This is a genomic window from Enterococcus sp. 125944, assembly GCF_051909435.1.
Classification (GTDB): domain Bacteria; phylum Bacillota; class Bacilli; order Lactobacillales; family Enterococcaceae; genus Enterococcus_D; species Enterococcus_D gallinarum.
In genome coordinates, this window is sequence record NZ_JBQASY010000066.1 from 1 (window position 1) to 727 (window position 727).

A 727-nucleotide genomic window follows, 5' to 3' on the forward strand; every position below is an offset into this window, starting at 1 on the left:
AATATATAACACCGGATGTTGACTCTCATAATGGTGGTACTTGGAAAGGCGCAGATAATGTCAAGGATTTGGGAAGTAAAGATACTAGAAGTGGGACTTATGATGAAGATCTAAATAGGATAGGTGATTAGTGTGAAATTTTTAAGAGTTTCAAAATATGACTATAAGTTTAGAGATGAAAATGGAAAATATATAAGAAACGAGTGGACATCATATAGTGATATCGGAAAAAAATTTGAGGGTAAAATATTTACGTTAGATGATTATAAACTTGTAGAACTAAAATATATAAATACAGTATTGGAAATAGCTGAAAGTTTAGATATAAATAGATTTTTACTAACTCAATTTGAGAAAAGTAGAGATATTGATACTTTGATCGAGGATAATGAATTTTTAAAAAACATGTATAACAATTTAAATAAAAATAAACAAATACAACTTAATAATATACCATTAGTTATGAAATTGCTGCTTAGAGAGTTTATTTGGGGGAAATTAACTCATGAGCAATTAGTTATTCATTTTGGTTATGATTATTATTTATATATAGGTGTAAATAAAGAGAATATAGAAAATGTAGAACAAATAATAAAAAGACACGACCTTTTTTATGAAGAGAAATCTACTTCCCCTTATTAAGTAAAAGTGAACAGATGAAAAATAACGCAGATTATCTTGATAGGGAATATTATCTTTTTTGTAGCTAACATAGTAGTTAAGTTGG

Annotated in this window: 2 protein-coding genes; both read left to right on the forward strand. The window is 26.7% G+C overall.

Annotated features, from left to right (window positions below):
* The first annotated feature begins 5 nt into the window (after window positions 1-5).
* A complete protein-coding gene (locus ACTFWY_RS17805) occupies window positions 6-131 on the forward strand; it encodes a toxin C-terminal domain-containing protein (RefSeq protein WP_439927445.1) in 126 nt (41 codons plus the stop codon).
* A gap of 1 nt (window position 132) precedes the next feature.
* A complete protein-coding gene (locus ACTFWY_RS17810) occupies window positions 133-642 on the forward strand; it encodes a hypothetical protein (protein WP_060815589.1) in 510 nt (169 codons plus the stop codon).
* Window positions 643-727: the final 85 nt, after the last annotated feature.